Here is a 21,480-nt window from a genome sequence, read left to right as displayed (position 1 = left end):
GTTCCCATCCCGAACACGGAAGTTAAGCTTCTCAGCGCCGATGGTAGTTGGGGCGTAAGCCCCTGTGAGAGTAGGACGCTGCCGGGCTATCCCAATTTTATTTTTGCGCTGTAACATGAAGTGTAGTTAGTGCATAGAATATTTAAGGGAAAAGTCATTGCTCGCTAAGAGCATGGTGAAAACAGAATCATTTTTATCGTCGCGGGGTGGAGCAGTCTGGCAGCTCGTCGGGCTCATAACCCGAAGGTCGCAGGTTCAAATCCTGCCCCCGCAATTATATTGGTCTGGTAGTTCAGTTGGTTAGAATGCCTGCCTGTCACGCAGGAGGTCGCGGGTTCGAGTCCCGTCCAGACCGCCATTTCAGTTTCATAGACTGATAAAGGAAAACGAAACATTGGTTTCGTCTTTTTTTATTTCTAGAGAATTTCTCCATTACTTCTGGCCTTTTTGCCCATTTTCATAAAATCATGTAAACTACATATAGGCGTATTATCCTTAGGAACTTACTTCCTAAGGTTTTTTTGCAGCCATAACCAACAGGTGTATCTAAAGTTCCCTGAATAAAGGTGATGACATGAACGTATTTGAATATATTTCATCAAGTACTGAGGAAACAATGAGCCTTTCTGAAAAGCTCGCCGGTTATCTTCAGCCAGGTGATGTACTAACTCTTGAGGGAGACCTCGGTGCAGGAAAAACAACATTTACAAAGGGATTGGCAAAAGGACTGGGCATTGAAAAAATGGTTAGTAGTCCGACCTTTACAATTATTAAGGAATATTATGGCCGTTTGCCCTTATATCACATGGATGTATACAGAGTAACAGATGAGTATGAGGACCTTGGCTTTGACGAGTACTTTGAAGGGGAAGGCGTAACAGTCGTTGAATGGGCACATCTGATTGGCGATCAGCTTCCCCTGGATAGACTAGATATAAGAATAAGCCATGAGCCAGACAATAAGAGGAAGCTTCTTTTTAATCCAAAAGGAAGCCGGCATGAGCAATTATGTAAGGAGTTCTTTTCATGAAAATACTTGCTATTGATACATCAAATTACCCGCTCGGTGTGGCAGTTACGGATGGGGATAAAGTAGTTGCAGAATATAGTACCAACTTGAAGAAAAACCATTCCATCAGAATTATGCCCGCTATCGAACTTACGCTACATGAAGCAGGTCTTAAGCCTGCTGATTTGGACCGTATAGTTGTCGCGGAAGGACCTGGTTCTTATACAGGGGTTCGAATTGGAGTAACTGTTGCCAAAACAATGGCCTGGTCCTTAAATATTCCGCTGGTGGGTGTATCGAGCCTTCATGTACTAGCCATGAACGGACGTTATTTTGATGGCTGCATTGCACCTCTATTTGACGCAAGACGTGGACAGGCTTATACAGGACTTTACAAAGCAAAAAGTGGATTGGTTGATGCTGTTGTATCAGATCGTCTGGTTCTGATGGATGATTGGTCTAATTATTTGGCGGAGCTTGGGGAAAAGGTATTATTTATAGGCAATGACTCAAGCCTTCATCAAACCGTGATACAGGCTTCACTAGGAGGAAAGGCATTTTTTGCAAGTCCTGCCGAAATGAATCCAAGGCCCTCAGAGCTTGCTTTTCTGGGAAAAGAATTGGAGGCTGCAGATACTCATTCCTTCGTGCCAAATTATATCCGTCTTGCCGAAGCGGAAGCAAAGTGGCTTGAAACAAGGGGAAATGGACATGAATGATATTCATGAAACCTTGTCGTTCAGATATATGAAAGAGGAAGACCTGGATCGAATTATGATAATTGAGAAAGAATCTTTTACACTTCCCTGGAGCAGGGAAGCATTTTATAATGAACTTCATCATAACCAGTACGCCGTCTATATAATCTTGGAGGAAAAAGGAGAACCTATAGGTTATTGTGGAGTATGGATCGTTGTAGATGAGGCACATATAACAAATATTGCTATCCTTCCGCAGTACAGGGGTAGAAGGCTTGGTGAAGCATTGTTGAGAAAAGTGATGGAAACATCAAAGCAAATGGGAGCAACAAGCATGACCCTCGAAGTAAGAGTTTCCAATCTTCCTGCAAGAAATCTTTATAGGAAGCTGGGCTTTCAGGATGGCGGAATAAGAAAAAACTATTACACGGACAATGGTGAAGATGGGATTGTAATGTGGGTGAAATTAGGATGAAAAATCAATTGATTTTAGGAATTGAAACGAGCTGCGACGAAACGGCTGTAGCCATAATAAAGAATGGAAGGGAAATTGCGGCAAATGTTGTGGCCTCCCAAATTGAAAGCCACAAACGCTTTGGAGGAGTTGTACCAGAAATCGCTTCACGCCACCATGTTGAGGAGATGACAATGGTACTAGAAGAAGCTTTGAAGCAGGCAGAGGCCACGATGGATGATATTAGTGCGATTGCCGTAACTGAGGGCCCAGGTTTGGTTGGAGCGCTTTTAATAGGTGTGAACGCAGCGAAGGCACTTGCTTTTACACATCAAAAACCACTTGTCCCAGTACATCATATTGCTGGCCATATTTATGCTAATAGGATTGTAACTGAAATGAAATTTCCCTTGCTGGCTCTGGTCGTTTCGGGTGGGCACACGGAATTGGTTTATATGAAAGAACATGGCCATTTTGAAGTAATTGGAGAAACGCGTGATGATGCAGCCGGAGAGGCTTACGATAAAGTAGCGAGGGTATTGGAGATGCCATACCCTGGCGGCCCTCACATCGATAGGCTTGCCCAAGAGGGGGCTGCTACTATCCCACTGCCCCGCGCCTGGCTGGAGGAGGGGTCCTATGACTTTAGTTTCAGTGGACTGAAATCGGCTGTTATTAATACCGTCCATAATGCGCAGCAACGTGGTGAGAGTATAATTCCTGCCGAACTTGCTGCAAGCTTCCAGGAGAGTGTCATAGAGGTACTTGTCACTAAGACTCTGCGGGCCGCTGAGGAATACAATGTAAGGCAGGTCCTGCTTGCTGGTGGTGTTGCGGCCAATAAGGGATTAAGAAGTGCGCTTAAAGAGGCATTTAGAGACAAGGAAGGCTTAGAACTGATTATCCCGCCTCTTTCTCTTTGTACAGACAATGCGGCTATGATTGCTGCTATAGGTAGTATTATGTTCGACAAAGGAATTAGAGCAGACATGACGCTGAATGCAAACCCTGGCTTGGCAATTGAAAAATATAACGAATAGAGTCATACTATTTAAAAGAAGCATCGGAATTTCCCGGTGCTTCTTTTTTGTGGATAACCAAAAACATAATAATCTTCATTTTGAAAAAATTGTGGATAAGCACGTGTGTTCCTGTTGATAATGTGGATGATTTTATTGAACTCTGTGGACAAAGTGGATAAGTCAGTTGATAACCCATTTATAAAGGAATCTCATGTGGACAAAAATGTGGATAAAAGTGTAGAAAAGCGCAGGATAACCTGCGCTTTATTCTGCTAATTCGGCCCATTCTTCGAGAAGGCTGTCAAGCTCGGACCGTGCCTGTTCATTTTGCTGATTAATAGCCAGTACCCATTCATGATCCTGATAAACCTCAGGGTCACAAAGGAGAGTCTCATTTTTATCAATTTTTCCTTCCAATTCCTCAATGCGGTTTTCAATTTCCTCGAGTCTTCGTTTCCGCTGTCTATCAAGTTTCTTTGATTCCTTGTCCTTTTGAAAAGTAGACTTCGCTGTATCTGTACTAGTTTCACTATCTATTTGAGCCTTTTTTTCCAGTTCAGCAATTTCAAGCATTTCCTGCTTTTTCTCCAGGAAATAATCATAATCACCAAGGTACTCGTTACAACCTGCCTTATTTAATTCAATAACCTTTGTGGCAATTCGATTGATAAAATAACGGTCATGGGAAACAAACAAGAGGGTTCCAGGATAATCAATTAAAGCATTTTCCAATACTTCCTTGCTATCAAGATCAAGGTGGTTGGTTGGTTCGTCAAGTATTAGAAAGTTTGATCTTTCCAGCATAAGTTTCGCCAGGGAGAGCCTTGCCTTTTCCCCGCCGCTCAATGCAGAAACTGGCTTAAGAACATCATCACCAGAGAATAGGAAGTTTCCCAGAATCGTCCTGATTTCCTTTTCAGGCTTTAGTGGATAATCATCCCAAAGTTCATTCAGGACGCGCTTATTGGATTTTAAGTTTGCTTGTTCCTGATCATAATAACCTATCATGACGTTAGTACCATACCGGATTGAACCCGAAATAGCAGGCAATTGCTTGACGATGGTTTTAAGTAATGTTGATTTGCCAATCCCATTTGGCCCAACTAGGGCAATGCTGTCTCCTTTTGTAATGCTGAAAGTAACATTTTTAGATACTGCTTGCTCATAGCCTATCGAAAGTGCGTCAGCCTCGAGAACATCATTGCCGCTTTGCCGTTCAATTTCAAAGGAGAATACTGCAGATTTTTCATCCCCAGATGGCCGCTCCATTAATTCGATTTTTTCAAGCTTTTTTCGCCTGCTTTGGGCCCGTTTTGTCGTGGATGCCCTGGCTAAATTTCGCTGAATAAAATCTTGGAGTTTTGCAACCTCATCTTGCTGCTTTTCAAAAAGCTTTAACTCACGCTCATAATTTTCGGCTTTTTGAACTAAATATGAACTATAATTCCCGGTGAATTTCTGAATTTGCATTCGGGATAGTTCGTAAACCTGGTTAACAACCTTATCAAGAAAGTATCTGTCATGAGATACAATTAAAATTGCACCGTCATAACCTTGCAAATATTGCTCAAGCCAGGAAAGTGTTTCAATATCAAGATGGTTGGTTGGCTCGTCCAAAATCAGGATGTCCGGTTTACGAAGGAGCAGTTTTCCTAAAGCAAGCCGAGTTTTTTGGCCGCCGCTCAAGCTTGAAATATTGGTTGAATAATCATAGCTCTGAAAGTTCAGACCGTGTAAGACTGAACGTATGTCTGCCTCGTATTGATATCCACCTTGTTCCTTATAGCGGACTTGAAGGCCATCGTATTCTTTAAGTATCCTCTCATACTTAACCACATCTTCAAAAACTGCCGGGTTTGCCATCTCGTTTTCAAGTAAGCGCAACGAGGCCTCCAGCTTGCGTACCTCCTCAAATACTTTCAGCATTTCATCCCAAATTGAGAGACTTGATTCAAGACCTGTATTTTGAGCAAGGTAACCGATAGTGACATCTTTTGGCTTGATAATTTCTCCACCATCGTGGCTAATTTGGCCAGCAATGATTTTTAAGAGCGTGGATTTTCCAGCTCCATTCCTTCCGACAAGCGCAACCCGGTCCCGGGTTTGCAGTTCTAGCTTTATATTAGATAAAATAAGATCAGCACCAAAGTATTTTGCAACCTGGTTTACTTGAAGCAAGATCATAAGTAATCACCTCATTACTATTAAAGTGTAACGTATCCCCCGTTTAACGGCAATAACCGTACCTGACAAGAATTTTTGCTGCCTTGAACTTGTGAATCAAAAAACATAGCCCATACACAATTTGCGGAAAATAGTGTATTATTCAATAAGAAACTAATAATAACATCCATACTATGGATAACTGAACGGTTAAATACAGGGAACCGCACTCGAGAGGAGTATAGCAATGGCTGAATTCACCCATTTTAACGAAGAAGGCCGGGCAAGGATGGTAGATGTCAGCAATAAGCCTGAAACAGTTAGAACCGCAGTTGCCTATTCGAGCATATTAGTGAATAACGAAATATACGAACGAATTACCAACAATCAAATGAAAAAGGGAGATGTTCTTGCGGTAGCCCAGGTGGCAGCAATTATGGCTGCAAAGAAGACGTCTGAAATTATTCCAATGTGCCATCCCATTCCTCTGACGGGTGTGGACATCACGTTCCTATGGGAAGAAGAAAAAGAGGGACATAGGCTGAAAATAGCCGCTGGCGTGAAAACAAAAGGGAATACGGGTGTGGAGATGGAAGCGCTAACGGCAGCCTCCGCATGCGCATTAACCGTTTATGATATGTGCAAGGCAATTGATAAGGGAATGGTTATTGGCCCAACTTATCTTATGGAAAAGACAGGCGGGAAAAATGGGGATTTTAAACGAGATTCTGAATTGGGCTAAAGTAATAAGTCACATTACCTTGGCATGGAAGAGAATTGGGGGATAAGGGATGAGTGAAACAATGAAAATACCGCAGGCCACAGCAAAACGCCTGCCACTTTATTACAGGTTTTTGAAGAATCTCCATTCGTCTGGAAAGCAACGGGTTTCATCAGCTGAGCTGAGCGAGGCGGTCAAGGTTGATTCAGCTACAATCCGCAGGGACTTTTCTTATTTTGGGGCGCTTGGTAAAAAGGGTTATGGGTACAATGTCAATTATTTGCTCGGGTTTTTTCGAAAGACACTGGATCAAGATGAATTGACAAAGGTTGCACTTATTGGTGTAGGTAATTTGGGAACAGCTTTTTTAAACTATAACTTTTTAAAAAATAACAATACAAGGTTTGAGATGGCGTTTGATGTCGATTCATCAAAAGTTGGGACTAGCATTAGCAATGTGCCAATTTATCATATGGATGAATTGGAAAGCCGCTTAAATGAAGACCCCATTTCAGTTGCAATTTTAACTGTACCTGCTTCAGCAGCCCAACCGATTACGGATAAACTTGTTGAAGCTAATGTAAAAGGGATTTTAAATTTTACTCCAGCACGATTGAATGTACCGCCGTTCATTAGGGTACATCATATTGATTTAGCGGTTGAATTGCAATCATTAATTTATTTCTTAAAAAATTATCCTACGGTAGATCTTTCAGAAGAAACCGAGGAAGAAAAAAAGTGAGTCCACTTTAAATGGGCTCACTTTTTTTTGTCAGTCTGTGCTCTTTTAATTTTATAATATAACATAATGATCCTAATTCCAGCTCCCAAATCAAAGGTTGCCAAAATAACGAGGAGCCAGGAAAAGAATCCCCATCCTTCTTGTTTGACATTCTCTATAGCAAAATAAGTAAATAATACGCCTAACAGAATATAAATGAAGGCTGAAAACAATGGTGTTGGTCTCATAGGAACCCTCCGATGAAGTTTTGCATTTTTTCTGCTTCACGCATTATTTTTTCAATATCATCTTTAAAGACGATCTGAATAATAACAACCATCGTATTCATGGCAACGTGGGCAAAAATCGGTACGATAATTCTTTTGGTTTTAACATAAAGGTATGCAAAGGTAAAGCCCATGGCGGAATATAAAAGGATATGCTCAAATTCCATATGTGCAGCAGCAAAAATAATAGAGCTGAGAAGTGCGGAAATAAAAAAGTTAAAGCGGTGATGAAGGCTGCCAAAGATAATTTTCCTGAAAACAAGTTCCTCCAGTATTGGTCCTACTATCGAAGTGACAAGCATAACGGCAGGGAAACCAAAAATCATCTCCATAATACCTTGAGTATTTTCCGATCCAGGTTTTATTCCAAGCATTTGCTCGATGATGATCGCAACATATTGTGCGAAGTAGGCAAGAAAAATACCGCCGATTCCCCATTTTAAGATTTCCCTGACATCTTTGCCTTGCATCGAATTTAGAGATTCCCTCATTTCCTTGCGAAGGATAAAAAGGATGATGAGAAGTGCACTTATAAAGCTGATCAAAATCCAATAATTCATGGCGTTAATCCGGGCTGATTCTAAGCTTTCCCCATTCCCGGCAATCAAAAACGCGAGGAGCGGAACACCAACAAGGCTTGAAAGCTGCATTGCAATATAAACAATTAAGACAAATCCATACTCACGTTTCAAGTCAAATACTCCTTTTTATAAATAAAGTACCCTTATCTTTAGTTTGAATGCTTAGTACTTTCAATTCCAGGGATTAAGCGTGGTTCTTTCTATCTCCTGCCTTTGCACTATCCTTAATTCTTTCATAAAGCAAAGTGTATTTCAATCAAGAAAGCTTCGCGCATATCTTTTAAGGGAAAGGAAATACTTTTATGGTGATTTTTTTCATAAAAAATTGACTTCACGCTTGCAAAAGAAATAAGGATTCATTATTATAATAATTGTGTTAGCACTCGAGTTGATAGAGTGCTAATAAAAATTCTACATATGCTTTGAGGAGGTTGTTCGAATGTTAAAACCACTTGGTGATCGCATTATCATTGAGCTTGTTGAGTCGGAAGAAACGACTGCAAGCGGAATCGTTCTGCCGGATACAGCTAAAGAAAAGCCGCAAGAAGGCAAGGTTGTGGCAGTTGGCACTGGCCGCGTCCTCGATAACGGTGAAAAAGTTGCTCTTGAGGTTTCAGAAGGCGACCGTATTATCTTCTCAAAATACGCTGGTACAGAAGTTAAGTACCAAGGCGCAGAGTATTTGATTCTTCGTGAAAGTGATATCCTTGCTATCATCGGCTAATTTAGCAGGACGAATTATGAATAAATACATGGAGGTTTTGAACAATGGCAAAAGACATTTTGTTCAGTGAAGATGCACGCCGCTCGATGCTTCGCGGTGTAGATGCACTTGCAAATGCTGTTAAAGTTACACTTGGACCTAAAGGGCGAAACGTTGTTCTTGAAAAGAAATTCGGTTCTCCGCTTATTACAAACGACGGTGTAACCATTGCGAAAGAAATCGAGCTTGAAGATGCTTTTGAAAACATGGGTGCCAAGCTTGTTGCTGAAGTTGCAAGCAAAACAAATGACGTTGCTGGTGACGGTACCACTACTGCAACTGTTCTGGCGCAAGCGATGATCCGCGAAGGATTGAAGAACGTTACAGCGGGTGCCAACCCAATGGTTCTTCGCAGAGGGATTGAAAAAGCAACGAAGGTTGCTGTTGAGGAGTTAAAGGCAATTTCCAAGCCAATTGAAGGAAAAGAATCGATTGCACAGGTTGCTGCGATATCGGCTGACAATGATGAAGTAGGCCAATTGATTGCAGAAGCAATGGAACGCGTTGGAAATGACGGCGTTATTACAATCGAAGAATCCAAAGGCTTCACTACAGAGCTTGATGTAGTTGAAGGTATGCAATTTGATCGCGGTTATGCTTCTCCTTACATGGTAACAAACACTGATAAAATGGAAGCTGTCCTCGACAATCCATTTATCTTGATTACTGATAAGAAGATCTCTAATATCCAAGAAATCCTTCCTGTTCTTGAGCAGGTTGTTCAACAGGGAAAGCCGCTCTTGATGATTGCTGAAGATGTTGAAGGCGAAGCTCTTGCTACATTGGTAGTCAACAAGCTCCGTGGCACATTCAACGCTGTTGCTGTTAAAGCTCCTGGTTTCGGTGACCGTCGTAAAGCCATGCTTGAAGATATCGCTGCTCTTACCGGTGCAGAAGTCATTACTGAAGAACTCGGCCGTGACCTCAAATCTGCAACCATCCAATCACTTGGCCGCGCGTCCAAGGTTGTTGTAACAAAAGAAAACACTACAATTGTTGAAGGTGCTGGAGACTCTGCAGCTATCGCAGGCCGTGTAAACCAGATCCGCGTTCAGCTTGAAGAAACAACTTCCGAGTTCGATCGGGAAAAGCTTCAAGAGCGCCTTGCAAAACTAGCTGGCGGCGTAGCTGTTATCAAAGTTGGTGCTGCAACTGAAACTGAATTGAAAGAGCGCAAGCTTCGCATCGAAGACGCCCTGAACTCAACTCGTGCTGCAGTTGAAGAAGGTATCGTTTCCGGTGGTGGCGTTGCCCTTCTTAACGTATATAGCAAAGTAGCTGAAATCCAGGCTGAAGGCGATGAAGCAACTGGAGTGAACATTGTTCTTCGCGCAATGGAAGAGCCAGTACGAACAATTGCCCACAATGCAGGCCTTGAAGGTTCTGTTATCGTTGATCGCCTGAAGCGTGAAGAAATCGGCATTGGTTTCAACGCTGCTAACGGCCAATGGGTAAACATGATTGAAGCTGGTATTGTTGATCCAACTAAGGTGACACGTTCAGCGCTTCAAAACGCTGCATCTGTTGCGGCGATGTTCCTGACAACTGAAGCGGTTGTTGCTGACAAGCCAGAACCAGCTGGTGCAGGCGGCGGAATGCCTGACATGGGTGGAATGGGCGGAATGGGCGGCATGATGTAATTAAGGTTTTAGAACCTTGTTATACCAACGTTTAAAATGAATATATGCTTTTCTTGTCCTCGTTTTACAAAAAACAAGGCAACCTAGGACAAAAAAGTTAACTAAAGGAGAAGGTCTTTCATCAGTTTGCTAAACTGTTGGGAGGCCTTTTCTTCCATTTTTGCAGTTATATGGGCGTAAATGTTCATGTTATATTGTTATCGGTATCACCTAACCGCTGCTGAATTTCTTTAATCCCACCCGGGCTTGGATTAATAAAGAAGTATGAGTATGTCTGAACGAATGTGCGAGGATATTTTTTTCTATCCTGATTTATTCTGCAATCGTTTAAGCCTTGTTTCAATTACTTTTCTTAATTGCGGATGTCCATCATCCCGGGCAAATATAAACCCACTGTCTTTATAAATGAGTCTGTTTTTGAGTTTAATCTTATTTTGCTTTACACGATACTTTTTAAGTAAATTGACCAGATATAATCAATCTTTGCTATTCGGACGGATTCCTTTGTTTTGGGAGTAGGTAGCTGATAGCCTTCAAAATTGTTATTTGGATTATATAGGGTTTTGGTAACCCGTCATTTATTTGGTTAGGAAAAACAGAAAACATATGTGGGGTTATCAAAAAAATTTGTCCAAACTTTAGATGGGAATTACATTTAGAAAAATTATAATAATAATGCTTTCTATTTTATAATAGAGGCTTTTTTTTTTGCCAGAGTACTGTTGCGGATAGGCGAAGGCCCATTTTTAGTCGACCACCAACATTAGACTGCACCGGAGAATATAATGAAAACAGATCCCCTGTATTTAATGTACCTGAGAGGATGTGCAAGCTTGAAAATTCATTTTGTAAAAACTGAGCCTGACGTTATGTTGTTGCCGAACAGACAGATTGTGGAGTATCAATTAAATAAGGATTGGTATTGGCTCCATATTGGAAAATGGTCGAAAAAGATGAAGATTAAAGAGGCTGAAGGTTTGGAGGATCAGTCCATAGGGGTGAGTAAGCAAATAGATTTTCCTTTTGAACTGCCTGATTTAAGCTATGAGATCTCGGTTGATGATAACGGAATTCACATAGGACCAGTCATTGCGATGATTCTAACAAACAAGAAACTAACGCCTAAAAGGGTGGAAAGCTTGAAGCCTTACTTTAAACAATATGAAAGTGTCAATGGTTTAGCTTATCTAGCACGTTGGTCAGATTTTGACTGGAAAACCCAAACGGTCAAAGGATATTGTTATTCGCCAGATTCTCAAGGGGAACCAAACTGGGTGAGTGGTACGTTTCCATTGCCAGAAGTCATCTATAAACGAAAAAATCCGCCTAACGAGCTCGAGGAACAGTTGAGCGAAAAATATAAAGGAAAGATGTTCAACTCGTATATGTTTAACAAATTGGAATTTCACGATGCCCTAATGAAATCAGATGAAACAAGTACCTACCTTTTGCCAACCTGCCAATACACTGACCCCCACAACTTATTCGAAATGTTAAATACTCATCATGAGATATACTTAAAACCGGTGAAAGGCTCGCTAGGAAACGGGATTTTTAAAGTCGTCAACCTCCGCAGCCATTATGAAGTGATATTCGTCAAAGGACAAAAACAACTAGCTAAGAAGAAGGGAATGGAGCATTTTTGTGAAAAAATGCTTAGCCGAAAAAAATATCTAATCCAAAAAGCCGTTACCTCAAAAAACCAAAACAAGAATGTCGATTTCAGGGTCATCATGCAAAAAGACGAGACAAAAGAATGGAAATGCACGACGGTCATTGCCAGGTATGGAAAGCCAAAACACATTATTACGAATGATGCAGGTTCACTTGTAAGCGGGATAGAGGCCCTTGAAACAGTATTTCAATTGAAACACAACGCCGCGATTAAAAAACAAAATGAAGTCATCTCAGTTTGTAAAGAGGTTTGTCTTCAATTGGAGTCGGTTTTTGGGGTTTATGGTGATTTAGGTTTGGATGTCATCATCGATAAAGAGTTAAAACCATGGGTATTAGAGGCCAATAAATTTCACGCACATAAAATGATCCTGGATGCAGTTGAGGTTGATATGGAAATTTATGAAAAGATTGTCAGTACACCGTTGTTGTATGCCAAATCATTGGCGGGGCTTACTGTAGTTTAAACGTATGTGAAGTTTTGAAGAGGATGTATGAACCTATATTTCCAATATATTAAAAATAGGCACAAACAGAAGGTTAGGCGCCCTTACAACTTGCTTTAAAAAGAATAATGTATGAAGGAGAGCGAATAAAATAGAAGGAGATGGGCAAGTTGGGAGTAAAAAAAGACAAACATTGCTGCTGTAATGAGAGACATTCATGTAAAAAGGATTGTCTTTGTCAAATTCTCAAGAAATTTAGATTTCAAGAGGTGACAATTAAGACAAAATCAGGTGATATTATTGAGGGTGAATTGGAGAATGTAACGAAGGATTGTTGCATAAAAATTATTGAGCCTGGTATGATTACACCTTTTGTTGAGTCAAGGTTAACGGTTATACGTTGTAAAGATGTTGAGAGTTTTTCTTTAGATTTACTTGATAATTAGGAGTAAAGCTTCTATATATATAATGCTCCTAGGGACTCATTTATTTGGTATGAAAAAACAATCCACTAATAAATTAAATGGATTGTTTTTTTTATAATCTTAATTTTTTTAGAAAGGAGCTGAGTTTGGAGAGATTAATTACTATATTATCTGTACCATGCCACCCTTGGTCTGATTTGTACTTATCCTGTTCACTTAATTGTCCAATGTAATAATGGTAATTTAGATTACCGAAATTGCTAATGGTCCAATAAAGAGGAGTTATATAGGTAGGTGAGAAAATTTCAAGTACCTGTGTACCGGGGGTACAAAAGGTCAGATTTGCTAAACCCGCTCCATGTGCGGCGATAATAATTTCAGCTGAAGAAAATAGCTGCACTTGCTCAAAAAAGGAAAGGGTTTCAAGTTCAACCTGTAAAAATTTATACTTAAAGAGTAACTCGTCTATATCCCCTTGGTTTGTAATTCTCCGGTAGCCCTTCCTGCGTATATAAATCCTTTTTGATGGCTTTAAGGAATTTTCCTTTAAAAATGATCTTCTTAAAAAGTCAAAACCCCATTTCGTTGCGTAGGATGGCTGTGAAGGTACAATTAACTCTTCAGCTTGTAAATGGGTATCGTGGTTGGTTATTACTATTTTTTCCAAAAATCCTAATTGGCTTAACGTTTCAGATTGAAAAGGTAAAGCGTTGTATTTACAGATATAATATTCGGGTTTTATGCCTCTTTGTTCGAGTAAATGAATTCGAGGAAGCACCTCATATAACCAGTGATAGTAATTTTCACTAAACACATGTGTTAAGTCTGCTGCGCTTTTGTAATAGTGGGATACAGGAGGTAAAGACTTTTGTTTGAAAATTGAATGTTTATACGGAGTTTCAACCATTTCTTTTGAAACATCCCAAATTAGGTGATTATTAGCAGTAATAATGGCGCCATTTAATCCCCATATTCCACCATGAGGTATAATTCCAATATCTCCCCCCTCTAATACTATGGGATACCGAGAAGGCGGGTGTTTAATTGTTCTTTTAAAGGAGGTGGCAGGATATATTTGATGATATTCGCTTTCATTGGGGTCCGTATATGAAAACCAATCCTTTAGTGAGTTATAAATTCCTATCGGTGGCAATAATTGCTCCAAGTTTTTCCCTCCAAACATTTTTAAGGTTTATGCCAAATAAAAAGTAAAGCAACCTTTCTAGATTATTACCCATACAATGCTTTCGCTTATCCCATATTATGTAGGAGGCTGGTTAATAAGTGTCTTCCCATTTGCATTTTAAAATAGGGGCTATATTTGTTAAGGAGTGAAAATGTTGATTATATGTACTGTTTGCTGTAACAATCACCTTCCACTGTCTTTAAATATGGCAAAATCCGCAAAACAGCATCATCCATTTAGTGAGCTAGTTTTATGCCTTGTTGAAGAAGAGATTCATCCAATTGTAAAGGACTTTCCATACTTTGATCGTATCGTTCTTGCAAAAGATATTGGGATACCAGATTTTGACAAATTTGTGTTTAAATATAACCAATACGAAGCCGCATGTGCAGTTAAGCCTTATTTGTTGTCATATCTAGTGAATGAATATAAGCATATTAATGAGTTTATCTATTTGGACTCGGACATGAAGGTGTATAGCCCGTTAGAAGAGGTTAGGGAATTGCTGCAATCAAAGTCTATTATGGTTACCCCTCACAATACAGAACCGGTTGAAATCAATTATCACGAGGAGTTTTCAAGATTACGAGATGGAGTGATTAATGGTGGGTTTATTGCCATTAATAGGTCCAAAGAAGCCAAGGATTTTCTTTATTGGTGGGCTGAAAGATGCCGTTTTCATTGTTATATCGATTATAAAAATGGTTTATTTTTAGATCAAAAGTGGTTAGAATTTGTTCCATGTTTTTTCCCCAACTCCCACCTTTTACTTCATCCAGGATATAATATTGCTAATTGGAATTTTACAAAACGAAACATCAATAAAGGCTCAAATGGACAATACGTTGTAAATGGAGAGCCAGTCCGCTTTGTTCATTTCTCCGGATTAGAAAATATTTATTTACCCGATAAAACTAATTTCTTTTCTCTCTTAAGAGATGAATATTTAGATGAAATTACTGAGATGAAATATCGGGAACTAAAGGATATCGCGTGGAGTTATAATTATTTTACAAGTGGTGAACAGATCAAACCTCGCACAAAAATTTATTACCGCCACAATCAAAAATTACAAGATAAATTTCCCTTTCCCTTTAAATACTCAAACAGGGTGTTAGCAAGAAGAGAAAAATAACGAGCAGAATACAGTGGGCATCTAATTCAGGCTACGGCTATGTATATTCTCATTTGAAGGGAGAGTGTGTATGAAAATTATTTATTTAGTCCATCAATTTGTACCTGAACATTACCGTGGAACAGAAAAGTTTGTGTTAAACCTTGCAAAGCAAATGAAGGTATTAGGGCATGAGATTAAGGTCATTACAATGAGCTTTTATGAAGAAACTTTTTATGACCAATCTTTTAATGAGATCCTATATAGAGAATTTTCATATAAAGAAGTTGAGATTATTGCTTTAAAGAGGCCAGAACGAGATTGGAAACAATTAACCAGCGAAAAAGACCTTCGAGAGCTTGCGAAGGAATTGCTCATAAAAGAAGCACCTGACCTTGTTCACGTTAGCCACACCATTAGAGTGGCCGAATTTGTCGAAGCAATTCAAGAGCTTAATATACCCTATATCTTAACTCTGACAGATTTTTATCTCATGTGTCCTTATGCAATTCTAAAAAAATCGAATGGCGATTTATGTTTTGGTGCCAATCAAACAAGGGCATGTTTGAAGTCATGCCCAGAATTTGAGCAGGAGTGGATAGGGCATAGATACAATAAGTCTAAAGACATTCTATACGGTGCAAAGACTGTCGTTGCTCCTTCTAAATTCTTAGGAAGTCTATTTAAGCAAGAGTATTCTGGACTTAATCTGGAAGTCATTAACTACGGAGTAGATGTGGAACACCTTAAAGTGAACAAAAAATTTTATAAAAAAGAGGATAAACTTACTTTTGGATATGCAGGAAGTATTGAACAACATAAAGGAGTCCCATTATTATTAGATGCCTTTAAAAATTTAAAATCAAATTCAAACAGTCCATTATTAAAAATGTACGGTTTGGGAGACGAGGGACTTATCCAACTATGTAGGGATAGTGAAAATATAGAATATTGTGGGGTCTATGATGAAACTCAATTAGGAGATATTTTTAATCAAATAGATGCGCTAATCGTCCCTTCAACTTGGCATGAAAATAGGCCGCAAGTAATAAATGAGGCATTATCTTGTAACTTACCTGTTATTGCCTCGGATGTGGGGGGGATTACAGATATCATCACCAATGGCTATAATGGATTTACATTTAAATTAGGTAACGTTTCGAATTTGAGAAATACTTTACAAAAAATAATTACCAACCCAACGATTCTTAATTCAATAAAGAAAAAGCTGGATAGATATGCGAATTTTACCGTTGCAGAAGAGGCCTATAGCTATCAGCAAATATATCTCGATATAGTAAAAAATAAATAGTAAAAAAGAATAAAAAAGTGTTATGTTGACTTTTGCCTGACATAACACTTTTTATTATGAGTAAAGACAAAGACAGCAACCTGTATGCTTTTGACATGATACTTATCTTTTTCCATAGTTTGACCTCAATATTTTATATCTTAGAGACATAAATATGTATAAATGAATATAGGAGGTAAAATATTGATTTCTGTTGTAACCAGTACAATGAGACCAAATATGTTAGATCGAGTAATCGATAACTTTAAAAGGCAAAATGTGGAGAAAAAAGAGCTAATTATTATTTTGAATAAAAATGGAATAAAAATCCACAAGAGCACATCACCGAATATTAAAGTATTCCATCTAGATGAGGCTAAAACATTAGGGGAGTGCCTAAATTATGGTATTAGTAAAGCACAATATGATGTAATTGCTAAATTTGATGATGATGACTACTATTCCCCATATTATTTAAGTAATTCACTTAAATTGCTTGCAGACACAGGTGCAAGTGTTATAGGGAAGGCATCCATATTTGTTTATTTTAAAAAGGATAAGTTGTTATCATTATATCGGCCAAGAATGAATGACTTATTTTTAAAGAATAAAAGGGTACTCCTGGCAGGAGGTACATTAGTTTTAAAAAGGCAGGTAATGGAGAAGGTACAATTTCAGGAATTAAATACTGGTGAGGATGTACAATTTCAAAAGGATTGTTTTGATCAAAAAATATCTTTATATTCAGGCAAATATTACGATTACGTATTGATACGATATGAAGATCATCATCAACACTCTTGGAAGATTGACAACCAAACCTTTCAAAAAGAGTGTATAAAAATTGGCTTAACAGAAAATTTCGAAGAGGTTATTTTGGAAAGAAGGGGAGATTCTTGACTTCAGTAGTTGTTTGTACAAATAGGGAGAGCTTCTTACCCAACATCCTCTACAATTTTCAAAGACAATCATTAAAGGAGAAAGAACTCATCTTAATTGTTAATTCTATGAGAGTAAATTTAGAGGAGATATACAAAAAGTTACCAAGGAATAAGATTAAATTCCAATTAAGGCAATTCCCTGAGGAAATGAGTTTGGGGAATTGTCTAAATAAAGGAGTGGACATTGCCTCCAGTAAATATATAGCAAAGATGGATGATGATGACTTCTATGGCTCCCAATTTTTATTAGAAGCACGTGAGACTTTAGATCATACAAAAGCAGATATTGTTGGGAAAAGTAGTTTTTATGTTTACTTCAAAAGGGATCAAGAATTACGATTATACAACCCTAACCATGAAAACAGGTGGATTTTAAATAACGGAAACGATCAATACAGATCCTCTTATTTTTTTAGTGGTGCCACACTTGTCTTTAAAAAGGATATTTTTAAAAGTGTGAGTTTTCCAGATTTGAATCGAGGGGAGGACAGTGGATTTCAACGAGAATGCTTTCAGCAGGGTATGAAAATGTATTCGCTATCTAAGGAGCATTATGTATATATGAGATATAATCAGCCAACTCACCATCATTCGGATGTGAATGACTTTTTATTAAAAAGAAGGAGCATTTATGCAGATATTCCTTCTATAATGCCAGGTTTTTATGACTGGGAAAATAATTAGTGTTTTTACTGTCTCCTAAGCACCGACCCTTTCTGCACTTTTCTTAGACTCTCTTGCATTGTTAAAGATTCCTAAACAATTAGAACTTTCTTGCATATTATGTCTGAGAAAAGTGATTAAATTGTGGAGGGTTATAATTTGAAGAAAATTATTATAACAGGTGTAGCAGGTTTCCTCGGTTCACAGTTGGCAAAGGAACTAGTAGAAGAAGGCGATACAGTCATAGGAATAGATAATATCGTCTCGGGGAAATTGGAGAATATCAGGGAAATAAACAATGACCGCTTTTTCTTTATCCGAACAAATATTTGCTCCGATGAATTACTACATGATCCTAGGCTAACCGGTGTGGACGAGATTTTTCATTTGGCCTCTCCAGCATCACCAAAATATTATCAAAGGTATCCATTCGAGACCATTAATGTAAATACATTAGGAACAAAGAATATGCTTGAAATTGCTAAACAAAACGGGGCAGGAATAGTATTTTCCAGTACAAGTGAAGCTTATGGGGATCCAGAAGTTCACCCCCAAATTGAAGACTATCGTGGAAATGTGAACACATGGGGACCAAGGGCATGTTATGATGAATCAAAAAGATTAGGTGAAGTTTTATGCTACCTTTATTATTCTCTTTATGGAGTAAAAGTGAAGGTTGCAAGGATCTTTAATACTTATTCTGCAGATTTAGCTAATGATGATGGCCGGGTCATTTCGAATTTTGTCACACAAGCTTTAACAGGGAAAGATATTACAGTTTATGGTGATGGAAAACAAACTAGGTCGTTTTGCTATGTTTCTGATACCATCCGCGGATTGAGACTCCTTATGGAAAAAAAAGAAGCTAATGGGGAAATTATAAATATTGGAAATCCAGTAGAGTTAACCATTCTTGACCTTGCAACCAAAATAAAGTTATTAACTGAATCAAAAAGTAATATTACATTCCATCCACTTCCCCATGATGATCCAAAAATGAGACGACCAGATATTGCAAAGGCAAAAAGAATATTGTCCTGGGAACCTAAAGTTTCTATTGAAGAGGGATTGAAAGTAACCATTGAGAAGTTTAAAGAGAAAATAAACTTGTCCAATTAATTTTTGTTGAGTCATAAATTTAAAAAAGCCATGCTCGAGTTATACCGGTGGTCGAGCATGGCTTTTTAATTTAAATTGACTTGGCTATTTAAACCCCTCCGGGTACTTTTTATGCCAAGACCATGCAGATTGAATGATTTGGTCTAGGCAGTATTTTGGACTCCATCCTAGAACCTTTTTGACTTTCTCAGAGGAAGCTACTAACTTCGGGGGATCGCCACTCCTGCGTCCCAGAAATTGAATAACAGCCCGTTTATTTGTTACCGCCTCGCATGTTTTAATAACATCCATAACTGAATATCCCATACCATTGCCAAGGTTAAAAGTTTCTGAACACTTATGTTTGCTAATCAAATATTCAAGTGCCAAGATATGAGCATTGGATAGGTCAGAAACATGGATATAATCCCTAATACATGTACCATCTGGAGTATTGTAGTCTGTACCAAAAATTTCTATAGAATCTGTTTTTCCTTGTAGGTGTTTTAAAACATTGGGAATCAAATGAGTTTCTGGTTCATGATCTTCTCCAATTTCCCCTGAAAAGTGAGCACCGCCAGCGTTAAAGTATCTTAATACCACAAAATTTAATCCAGTACTAGTGTAAAGATCTTTTAAAATTGTTTCTATCATCAGTTTAGAATGACCATATGGATTAATAGGATTTGTTGGATGGTCCTCTGAAAGAACTTCAGTGGTTGGTAATCCATAAGTAGCACAGGTTGAAGAAAAAATAATCTTGTTAATATTAAATTGTGTCATTGTTTTAAGTAAAACAAGGGTTTTACTCACATTATTTTCATAATATTTTAATGGATTTTTAACAGATTCACCTACCAAACAATTTGCAGAAAAATGCATTACTGCTTTTATCGGTAAAGTACTGAAGATTTTATCTAATAATTTTTCATCTCCCATATCACCAAAGATAAAATGTGCCCGTTTATCAACAGCCTTTAAATGCCCAGTTGACAAATTGTCTAAAATTGCCACCTTATGTCCAATGTCTAGGAGATCTTTGGTAACATGGCTGCCGATATACCCTGCACCACCAGTTACGAGTATCATTTACTATCACCTCGAAACTATGTTTTTCTATTAAAATCTACTTCACCTTTATATGGGAAGAGGTTTAGTTGTTAATGGTCCCTAATCCTTATCTTAATGTTAAACATTTCTAATCTAAGCACATATTATACTGTGGAAAAAATGAACTTAAAAGGTGACTTTTAAGTTCATTTTTTAAATGATGAAATCTAACCATTCGCTATTCCCACGTAATGATAACCCAAATCAACTACTCTATTTTTGTCCACTATATTCCTCCCATCAAAAATATAATACTGCTTCATTAAACCTTTCAATTGGTCCCAATCCAGATTCCGATATTCTTCCCAATCAGTACAGATGATAACTGCATCTGCACCAGTAGCTGCTTCCTCAAAGGATGAACACTGAGTAAATTTGTCAGGTTTGAGTTTAACGATTGGATCATGAACTTTTACATTGCTTTTATGGTTCACCAAATAATCAACGACAGCCAGACTAGGAGATTCCCTAGTATCATCCGTGTTGGCTTTAAAGGCTAATCCAAACACGGCAATGGTTTTTCCGCTTAGGTCTCCAAGTGTATCCTTTATTTTTTCCAGAAAATAGACTGCCTGGGTTCTGTTCACTTCAGTTGCGCGTTCAAGGATGGATAGATTGATTCCTTTTTGGCGTGAAGTATGAAGCAAGGCCTGCACATCCTTCGGAAAACATGATCCCCCATAACCAATGCCTGCTTGAAGGAAATGAGAACCGATCCTATGATCTAGGCCGATCCCTTTTGAAACTTCTTTAACGTTTATTCCAAGTACATCACATAATCTCGCCAGCTCGTTCATAAAGGAAATTTTTAATGCCAAAAAGGAATTGGCTGCGTATTTAATCAGTTCAGCCGATGTTGGGTTGGTTTCGATAATGGGACAAGAAACCTCTTTGTACAGTTCCTTCATTATTTGAGCTGCCTTTCTGCTTGTTGACCCAATGACAACTCGGTCAGGGTGCAAGGCATCACTCAAGGCAGACCCTTCTCTTAGAAATTCGGGGTTGGAAACCACATCAAAGGGGACTTCCGAGGTTTGATTTTCTTTTATGATGTTTGAAACGAGCTCCGCTGTTCCAACGGGGACCGTACTTTTGTTAACCACTACTTTATACCGATTCATATGAGTTCCAATTGAGCTTGCTGCATTTTTGACATACTGCAAATCAGCGCTTCCATTTGGACTTTGCGGGGTACCGACGCATAAAAAAATAACATCGTTTTGTTTAATGGCTTGCTGTGTATCCGTGGTAAAGGTGATATTTTTAAGGTGGAGATGCTTTGAAAGAAGATCATTTAAACCAGGTTCGTAGAAATGGAGTTTTCCGGATTGCAGAGAATTTACCTTTCGTTCATCAAGGTCCAGTCCGGTTACATTGTGGCCCATTTCACAAAAAACAAGCCCAGTGGTTGTCCCGACGTACCCTGTACCAATAATTAAGATTTTCATCATCATCCTCCAGTTATTCTAAGTT

21 protein-coding genes and 2 tRNA genes are annotated in these 21,480 nt (G+C 38.6%); 17 read left to right on the top strand and 6 right to left on the bottom strand.

The genetic code is table 11. The features are described from left to right. Positions 1 to 200 precede the first annotated feature (200 nt). The 6 genes from TY16_RS15100 to tsaD all read left to right on the top strand — a co-directional run bounded on the left by TY16_RS15100 (position 201) and on the right by tsaD (position 3,201). Positions 201 to 274: transfer RNA gene (locus TY16_RS15100), tRNA-Met, on the top strand. Positions 275 to 281: 7 nt separating this feature from the next. Beyond that, positions 282 to 358, top strand: a tRNA-Asp gene (locus TY16_RS15095). Between the two features lie 216 nt (positions 359 to 574). Further along, positions 575 to 1,030, top strand: a complete 456-nt coding sequence (tsaE, locus tag TY16_RS15090) for a tRNA (adenosine(37)-N6)-threonylcarbamoyltransferase complex ATPase subunit type 1 TsaE (RefSeq protein WP_043932685.1) — start codon at positions 575 to 577, stop codon at positions 1,028 to 1,030. Beyond that, a complete protein-coding gene (gene tsaB, locus TY16_RS15085; protein ID WP_043932684.1) occupies positions 1,027 to 1,728 on the top strand; it encodes a tRNA (adenosine(37)-N6)-threonylcarbamoyltransferase complex dimerization subunit type 1 TsaB in 702 nt (233 codons plus the stop codon). The genes tsaE and tsaB overlap by 4 nt, the downstream gene beginning before the upstream one ends. Beyond that, positions 1,721 to 2,182: a ribosomal protein S18-alanine N-acetyltransferase gene (gene rimI, locus TY16_RS15080; protein WP_442853223.1), complete on the top strand. Its 462-nt coding sequence runs from the start codon at positions 1,721 to 1,723 to the stop codon at positions 2,180 to 2,182. The genes tsaB and rimI overlap by 8 nt, the downstream gene beginning before the upstream one ends. Then, on the top strand, positions 2,179 to 3,201 hold the full coding sequence (tsaD, locus tag TY16_RS15075) for a tRNA (adenosine(37)-N6)-threonylcarbamoyltransferase complex transferase subunit TsaD (protein WP_043932683.1): 1,023 nt from the start codon (positions 2,179 to 2,181) through the stop codon (positions 3,199 to 3,201). The genes rimI and tsaD overlap by 4 nt, the downstream gene beginning before the upstream one ends. A gap of 246 nt (positions 3,202 to 3,447) precedes the next feature. On the opposite strand, the gene TY16_RS15070 is transcribed toward tsaD, so the two are convergent. Next, positions 3,448 to 5,367: an ABC-F family ATP-binding cassette domain-containing protein gene (locus TY16_RS15070; protein ID WP_043932682.1), complete on the bottom strand. Its 1,920-nt coding sequence runs from the start codon at positions 5,365 to 5,367 to the stop codon at positions 3,448 to 3,450. A 226-nt stretch (positions 5,368 to 5,593) separates the two neighbouring features. On the opposite strand from TY16_RS15070, the gene moaC reads away from it, so the two are divergent. Beyond that, positions 5,594 to 6,088: a cyclic pyranopterin monophosphate synthase MoaC gene (moaC, locus tag TY16_RS15065; protein ID WP_043932681.1), complete on the top strand. Its 495-nt coding sequence runs from the start codon at positions 5,594 to 5,596 to the stop codon at positions 6,086 to 6,088. 49 nt (positions 6,089 to 6,137) lie between these two features. Further along, on the top strand, positions 6,138 to 6,809 hold the full coding sequence (locus TY16_RS15060; RefSeq protein ID WP_043932680.1) for a redox-sensing transcriptional repressor Rex: 672 nt from the start codon (positions 6,138 to 6,140) through the stop codon (positions 6,807 to 6,809). A gap of 17 nt (positions 6,810 to 6,826) precedes the next feature. Here TY16_RS15060 and TY16_RS15055 read toward each other — a convergent pair whose 3' ends face one another. Together TY16_RS15055 and TY16_RS15050 are read right to left on the bottom strand one after the other, a co-directional pair. Beyond that, complete coding sequence (locus tag TY16_RS15055) at positions 6,827 to 7,036, bottom strand: YdiK family protein (protein ID WP_043932679.1); 210 nt, start codon at positions 7,034 to 7,036, stop codon at positions 6,827 to 6,829. Next, positions 7,033 to 7,767, bottom strand: a complete 735-nt coding sequence (locus TY16_RS15050) for a CPBP family intramembrane glutamic endopeptidase (RefSeq protein ID WP_043932678.1) — start codon at positions 7,765 to 7,767, stop codon at positions 7,033 to 7,035. Before TY16_RS15050 ends, TY16_RS15055 begins: the two co-directional genes overlap by 4 nt. 328 nt (positions 7,768 to 8,095) lie before the next feature. Between TY16_RS15050 and groES the strand changes: the two genes are divergently transcribed. The 4 genes from groES to TY16_RS15030 all read left to right on the top strand — a co-directional run bounded on the left by groES (position 8,096) and on the right by TY16_RS15030 (position 12,625). After that, positions 8,096 to 8,380: a co-chaperone GroES gene (gene groES, locus TY16_RS15045; protein ID WP_043932677.1), complete on the top strand. Its 285-nt coding sequence runs from the start codon at positions 8,096 to 8,098 to the stop codon at positions 8,378 to 8,380. Positions 8,381 to 8,424: 44 nt separating this feature from the next. After that, positions 8,425 to 10,059, top strand: a complete 1,635-nt coding sequence (groL, locus tag TY16_RS15040) for a chaperonin GroEL (protein WP_043932676.1) — start codon at positions 8,425 to 8,427, stop codon at positions 10,057 to 10,059. 833 nt (positions 10,060 to 10,892) lie between these two features. After that, a complete protein-coding gene (locus TY16_RS15035) occupies positions 10,893 to 12,200 on the top strand; it encodes a YheC/YheD family endospore coat-associated protein (RefSeq protein WP_197028407.1) in 1,308 nt (435 codons plus the stop codon). Positions 12,201 to 12,349: 149 nt separating this feature from the next. Beyond that, the gene (locus TY16_RS15030) at positions 12,350 to 12,625 is read left to right on the top strand and encodes a hypothetical protein (RefSeq protein WP_043932674.1); all 276 of its coding nucleotides are present in this window, start codon (positions 12,350 to 12,352) and stop codon (positions 12,623 to 12,625) included. A 91-nt stretch (positions 12,626 to 12,716) separates the two neighbouring features. Here TY16_RS15030 and TY16_RS15025 read toward each other — a convergent pair whose 3' ends face one another. Continuing rightward, positions 12,717 to 13,769 (bottom strand): glycosyltransferase family 61 protein, encoded by a 1,053-nt coding sequence (locus tag TY16_RS15025; protein WP_052342752.1) that lies wholly within the window; start codon positions 13,767 to 13,769, stop codon positions 12,717 to 12,719. A gap of 175 nt (positions 13,770 to 13,944) precedes the next feature. Here TY16_RS15025 and TY16_RS15020 point away from each other — a divergent pair, with 175 nt between their 5' ends. The 5 genes from TY16_RS15020 to TY16_RS15000 all read left to right on the top strand — a co-directional run bounded on the left by TY16_RS15020 (position 13,945) and on the right by TY16_RS15000 (position 18,918). Then, positions 13,945 to 14,925, top strand: a complete 981-nt coding sequence (locus TY16_RS15020; protein WP_052342751.1) for a hypothetical protein — start codon at positions 13,945 to 13,947, stop codon at positions 14,923 to 14,925. Positions 14,926 to 14,995: 70 nt separating this feature from the next. Further along, positions 14,996 to 16,216, top strand: coding sequence for a glycosyltransferase (locus TY16_RS15015; RefSeq protein ID WP_052342750.1), 1,221 nt, complete (start codon positions 14,996 to 14,998; stop codon positions 16,214 to 16,216). Positions 16,217 to 16,399: 183 nt separating this feature from the next. Beyond that, entirely contained in the window at positions 16,400 to 17,095 is a 696-nt protein-coding gene (locus TY16_RS15010; protein WP_052342749.1) for a glycosyltransferase, read from the top strand. Then, positions 17,092 to 17,820, top strand: a complete 729-nt coding sequence (locus tag TY16_RS15005; RefSeq protein ID WP_043932672.1) for a glycosyltransferase family 2 protein — start codon at positions 17,092 to 17,094, stop codon at positions 17,818 to 17,820. The genes TY16_RS15010 and TY16_RS15005 overlap by 4 nt, the downstream gene beginning before the upstream one ends. 138 nt (positions 17,821 to 17,958) lie before the next feature. Beyond that, positions 17,959 to 18,918, top strand: a complete 960-nt coding sequence (locus tag TY16_RS15000; RefSeq protein WP_043932671.1) for a GDP-mannose 4,6-dehydratase — start codon at positions 17,959 to 17,961, stop codon at positions 18,916 to 18,918. An 84-nt stretch (positions 18,919 to 19,002) separates the two neighbouring features. Here TY16_RS15000 and galE read toward each other — a convergent pair whose 3' ends face one another. Beyond that, entirely contained in the window at positions 19,003 to 19,986 is a 984-nt protein-coding gene (galE, locus tag TY16_RS14995; protein ID WP_043932670.1) for a UDP-glucose 4-epimerase GalE, read from the bottom strand. A 188-nt stretch (positions 19,987 to 20,174) separates the two neighbouring features. Beyond that, positions 20,175 to 21,455 (bottom strand): UDP-glucose dehydrogenase family protein, encoded by a 1,281-nt coding sequence (locus TY16_RS14990; protein WP_081772998.1) that lies wholly within the window; start codon positions 21,453 to 21,455, stop codon positions 20,175 to 20,177. Positions 21,456 to 21,480: the final 25 nt, after the last annotated feature.

The sequence above is a fragment of the Bacillus sp. EB01 genome (assembly GCF_000613125.1).
Lineage (GTDB): Bacteria > Bacillota > Bacilli > Bacillales > Cytobacillaceae > Bacillus_D.
Note: the sequence above shows the minus strand (reverse complement) of the source record. Positions and strands in the feature narration are given on the sequence as shown.